6 protein-coding genes are annotated in these 5,246 nt (G+C 61.3%); all 6 read right to left on the bottom strand.

Features of this window, described 5'->3' with window-relative positions; genetic code table 11:
- A partial coding sequence (locus ACQY7U_RS24140) for a 2Fe-2S iron-sulfur cluster-binding protein (protein ID WP_428650485.1) occupies positions 1-1,157 on the bottom strand: 1,157 nt, incomplete at its 3' end.
- Positions 1,158-1,443: 286 nt separating this feature from the next.
- On the bottom strand, positions 1,444-2,400 hold the full coding sequence (locus tag ACQY7U_RS24145) for a methyltetrahydrofolate cobalamin methyltransferase (protein ID WP_428650488.1): 957 nt from the start codon (positions 2,398-2,400) through the stop codon (positions 1,444-1,446).
- Positions 2,401-3,294, bottom strand: coding sequence for a methylenetetrahydrofolate reductase (locus ACQY7U_RS24150; protein WP_428650491.1), 894 nt, complete (start codon positions 3,292-3,294; stop codon positions 2,401-2,403).
- Positions 3,287-3,589: a virulence factor gene (locus ACQY7U_RS24155; protein ID WP_428650493.1), complete on the bottom strand. Its 303-nt coding sequence runs from the start codon at positions 3,587-3,589 to the stop codon at positions 3,287-3,289. The genes ACQY7U_RS24150 and ACQY7U_RS24155 overlap by 8 nt, the downstream gene beginning before the upstream one ends.
- 113 nt (positions 3,590-3,702) lie before the next feature.
- Positions 3,703-4,371, bottom strand: a complete 669-nt coding sequence (locus ACQY7U_RS24160; protein ID WP_428650496.1) for a DUF1638 domain-containing protein — start codon at positions 4,369-4,371, stop codon at positions 3,703-3,705.
- A 5-nt stretch (positions 4,372-4,376) separates the two neighbouring features.
- Entirely contained in the window at positions 4,377-5,081 is a 705-nt protein-coding gene (locus tag ACQY7U_RS24165; RefSeq protein ID WP_428650499.1) for a corrinoid protein, read from the bottom strand.
- Positions 5,082-5,246: the final 165 nt, after the last annotated feature.

The following is a 5,246-nucleotide window of genomic DNA, read 5'->3' on the forward strand; positions in this document are numbered from 1 at the left end:
TCGACCAGCAGTGTGATGGCATCCTGGCTGTAGGGGCTTTCGGCCAGTGTCGCGGCTGACGCATCCGCGCCGACATGGCCGGCTATGCAGGGAAGCATGTAGACGCGCGCGCCGGGATTGAGCTCAAGGTCAAGGTCGCGGGCATTCAGCACCATCGCGTCGGAGGCGGCGAGTGCGAAGGGCGCGCCGCCGAGTTCGATCGGGTCGATGCCGAGGAAGAGGTGGTGCATCACCGGGTTGCCGACGAAAGTCGCATCAAGAATGTCGGATCGTTCGCCGCCGACATCGCCGGTGAGCTTGCCGATCAGGGAGTTGATCGCGTCCCGGACGGCCCTGGTGAGATCCGGCAGTTTCGACGGGTTCATCTGCACATAGGAGACGCGCGACATCAGATCCTCGCCGAAGCGGATCTGCGGGTTGGACGTACCGGCGGAGGAGACCGTGCGGCCGTTCTGAAGATTGCACAGATGCGCGGCAATGGTGGTGGAACCGATATCGACCGCAAGGCCGTAGACCGCCGTCTTCTCGCCCGGCCACAGAGCCACAAGTGTCGGCAGGACATTTCGGTCCTGGTGGATGGCAGCCGTCACCTGCCACCGGCCCTTGCGCAGGATGCCTTGAACCCGCGGCAGCAGGACCGGATCGACGGTGAGGTCGGCGAGACCTGTCTCCTGGATCAGCGCCTCGCGCAGGCGGTCTATATCGCCACGCGGGGTTTCCATGTTGGGCTCGTCGATCGAGATAGTGACAAGGGAAACCGCGCTGTCCGGCTCGATGTGCCGTGCCTCGGCGCGTTTGCGCACCACCTGGCGGTTTGTCTGCGCGTCGGTCGGCACGTCCACGACCAGATCGCCCAGGATCTTTGCCTGACAGGAAAGGCGCCGGTCGGCCGGCAGTTTGCGCAAGGTGGCATAGCGGGTCTCGGCCTCGCTCGCACCTTCCAGGTTTTCCGCAACGCTGGTCAGGTTTTCCTTGGCGAAGGTACCTTCGGAGACGGAAATCTGGCAGCGCCCGCAAATACCGCGCCCGCCGCAGACCGATTCAACATAGACCCCGAGCGACCTTGCCGCATCGAGCAGGGGGGTTCCGACCGGGAACGTGCCCCGGCGGCCGCTCGGCTGGAAGACGACTTTGGCGTGTTTGGCGGTTTCGGTCATTTGGACTGCGGCTCTTCAGCTAACGACATTTCCTGTCTCGAGGTTGCGGTGCGACACCTCCACCCCGGGCCCCTCCCGGAAGCGGGAGGGAGATTTCCGTCTGTACTCGCTTGAGCGAAGTCGTCCAAGCGCCAACTTTGGGTCCCGCGATCGATACGTGCCCCTCGACACGCAAAACCCCTCCCGTTTGCGGGGAGGGGATTGGGGTGGGTATCCCATCCGGAGAAGATGATCTTTCCACCCGGCATGCGGCAGGGAGAGAACCGCATACCTGATTGTTCAAGCCTCAGCCGGCGGTTCGCCGGGCGGCCCGGCCGCCCCGGCGCCGGCCACCGCTGGCCGCGCCACCTTCGGCCGGGGCCGCGACGGCTCCGGCAGCAGCAGGCTGATGATCGCGGTAGGTCATGATCCATTCCTGGCAGTTCGGGTCGGTACCGTTCAGGACGTTGGCCGCGCGCACCGCTTCCATTTCCTGCGGACGGCACGGGTTCATGATGGCGGACGTCATGCCGGCGCCGATGACCATCGGAATGAAACCTGCATTGATGCCGTGGCGGTGGGGCAAGCCGAAGGAGATGTTGGAAAGGCCGCAGGTGGTGTTGACCTTCAACTCGTCGCGTAGGCGGCGCAGAAGCCTGAAGACCTGCTGTCCGGCGGTGCCCATGGCACCGATCGGCATGACCAGCGGGTCGACGACAATATCGTGGGCGGGAATGCCGTAGTCGGCAGCGCGCTCGACGATCTTCTTGGCAACGGCAAAGCGCACGTCCGGGTCTTCGGAAATGCCGGTTTCGTCGTTGGAGATGGCCACTACCGGAACGTCGTATTTCTTGATGAGCGGCAGGATCGCCTCGAGCTTCTCCTCTTCGCCTGTAACGGAGTTCACCAGCGGACGGCCTTTGGTGACTTCCAGGCCTGCCCTGATGGCTTCGGTCACGGATGAATCGATGGACAAGGGAACGTCGACAAGCTCTTGAACGATCTGAAGAGTTTTAACCAGGAGCGGCGGCTCGGTTTCGTTCGGGTTGACGGCCGTCACCCCGGCATTGACGTCGAGCATGGTGGCGCCGGCGGCAACCTGTGCCAGAGCGTCCGCCTTGACGGTTTCGAAATTGCCTTCGTTCATCTCCGCGGCCAGCTTCTTGCGGCCGGTCGGATTGATCCGCTCGCCAATGACGCAGAACGGCTGGTCGAAGCCGATGACGATTTCCTTGGTGGCGGAGGCGACTACGGTGCGTGTCATTTATGCGCTCTCGTTAGCGGTCAGGGGTGAAGAGGACGTGCGAAAAGACCAGCTCCCGCGGCCGTGCAGCCAGTTGGACGTCTTTTCGATGCCTCCAAACGGATAGACATGGATTTGCGTAAGCTGGCACTGCGGCTGGCTCATGACGCGGTTCTCAAGCGGGTCCACCATCGTGTCGGGATTATAACCCGAAAGCATGGAGACCACTGCGCCGCCGCGCTTCTTCAGGAACTTCAGCGAATTCTCGACCCCGGCGAAGGCGGCAAATTTCAGGAGCGTCGTCATCTTGGCCGGACCGGCGACGCCGATGTGTACAGGGAATTCGTTGCCCCATGCGCGCAGCTCGTCGAGCCACAGGCTGACCCGATGCGGATCGAAGCCGAACTGTGTGACGAGCCGGAACTCCGCATCGCTTTCCCGGGCGAGCTCATGCTTGCGTTTCAGGAAGGCTTCGATCACGTCCGGCTTGATGTCGGGAGCGCCTTCCGGGTGACCGGCGACGGCGATCTTCCTGATGCCCAGCTTGTCGAACAGGCCCGATTCCAGAAGCGCGACGGAAGAGGTAAGAGGACCCGCCTTCTCCGCTTCCCCGGCGATGCACAGCACTTCTGTTGCACCCGCTTCCTGGGTGAGACGCGTGATCCGGCGCTCGAAAGCCTCATAGGAGGGGTAGCGGCGCGCTGCCATGTGGGGCACGGCAACCAGCTTGTTGTCACGCAGGGTCCGGGCCGCGGCGACGATGGTGTCTTCCGAGGCGTTGCCCAGATCCGTGACATAAACCTGCGTACCTGCCGGGATATGTGCCAAGAGCTCGGTCTTTTCGACCACTTGCTTGGGCGACATTTCGGTAGAGGCGGCGAGCCGCCCATTCGCCAACAGGCGCTGATCAGTCATTCTCTGTGCCTCCACTAGCAAGCAGGATCTTCAATCTCTCTTTCGGATAGGCCGCCAGCAGTTCGCTCAAAGCCGTATCCGCTTCTTCCTCGAGGTTGTCCGATACTTCCACCGGATCGGCGCGGCGCCATTCCGCCATATAGGCGTCACTGTCCTTGGCCCCGATCCGCATTGCGCAGGCATCGATCGCTTCCATGAACATGGCCGGCATTTCCCTGCGGGCGGATTTGCGGCCCTTCTTCACCAGGATCTGCGCCGGGATGTCCCGCCAGTAAACGATGATTTTCTGCGCCATGGTCCCTCGTTCCTCTTGAGAAATATCTTTGCCGGATGGTTGGAAATTCAGGACGCCTGATAGCGGCATCAGTGCGTGAAAAACCGACTTGTCCCAAGTCCGGTGCCGTGAAATCAGGGTTTTGGTTCGATCTTCAGGAACGGGTCCAGCAGGCCATAGCCGGTGCGGTGCATTTCAAAGGCGAGGCCGAGTCGGTCCGCGGCCCGGCGGGCGGCGTCCTCAAGTGCCGGGTCGTCGGTCTGGGCGAGGTAGAGAACCCGCGTGTAATGACCGAAATACATGTCCCTCAAGTGAGGGTGCCAGTCGAGGCCAAGCGGTTCGATCACCATCGTCTGGAAATGCCGGGCGAGGAAATCCGTCAGGTAGAAGGTTCCAAGCTGGTCGTCTTCCATCCGGTCGAAGGTGTCGATGCCGGAAAAGAACGCATAACAATGCGCCCCTTCGATCCGCTGTGTCCCGGTCTCCTTCAGAACCTTGTCCAGGAGGCCACCAGTGCCGCAATCGCCATAGGCAACCAGAATGTCGGAATAGACGTCCTGGTTCATCAGGATCGCGCGGCGGACTTCGTCCGGGATTTTTTCCGGTGTGTTGTGCAGCTTTGCGGGAAGGCAGGTGAGATCGATATGATCGAGCTTGTTGATCTCGCGCAGGGCAACGATTTCACGTGCCAGAGCGCCGCAGGCAATTACGAGAACGCGGCCGATTTTTTTCGCCGCGCCCTCATCCGTTTCAAGGGGAAAGAGAGGCTCGCCCCTGCGCATGTCGGCAGCCTCCTCGTACATCGGTGTCAGCCTTTGTTGGCCAACTGGTTGTGGCGTCGGGCAATCAGGTCTTTCGCCATTTCCACCGCAACCGCTGCGTCCCGGCAGTAGCCGTCCGCTCCGACCGCTTCACCGAATTCCTCGTTCAGCGGCGCGCCGCCGACGAGCACGATGTAATCGTCCCGGATGCCCTTGGCCTTCATCTCGTCGATGACGACCTTCATGTAGGGCATGGTGGTGGTGAGGAGCGCGGACATGCCAAGGATGTCGGGCTGATGCTCTTCGATCGCGGCCAGATAGTTTTCGACCGGGTTGTTGATGCCGATGTCGATGACTTCGAAACCGGCGCCTTCCATCATCATGGAAACCAGGTTCTTGCCGATGTCGTGGATGTCGCCCTTGACGGTGCCGATTACCATCTTGCCGACTTTCGGTGCACCGGTTTCCGCCAGCAGCGGACGCAGGATGCCCATGCCGGCCTTCATGGCGTTGGCGGACAGCAGCACTTCCGGCACGAACAGGATGCCGTCACGGAAATCGATTCCGACGATCCGCATGCCTTCAACGAGTGCTTTCGTCAGGACGTCATACGGGGTCCAGCCGCGCTCCAGCAGAATATTGACGCCTTCTTCAATTTCTTCCTGAAGACCGTCATAAAGGTCGTCATGCATCTGCTCGACAAGTTCGTCGTCGGACAGGGAGGCGAGTTCGATATCGTCTTCATCGGACATGGGGCAGCTCCAACAAGGCGCAACAGGGCCATCAATTTAGTGAAAAACCTTATGCCTCAAGCCGGAATTGCCGATATCACCAATGCGACACGCCAAGTCGTTTACGCGACAGGGGCTTCAGCCGGTCTCGGTTTTCCCACAATTGACCGTGGCTTCTCCCATTTT

The organism is Roseibium sp. (genome assembly GCF_050301095.1).
Classification (GTDB): domain Bacteria; phylum Pseudomonadota; class Alphaproteobacteria; order Rhizobiales; family Stappiaceae; genus Roseibium.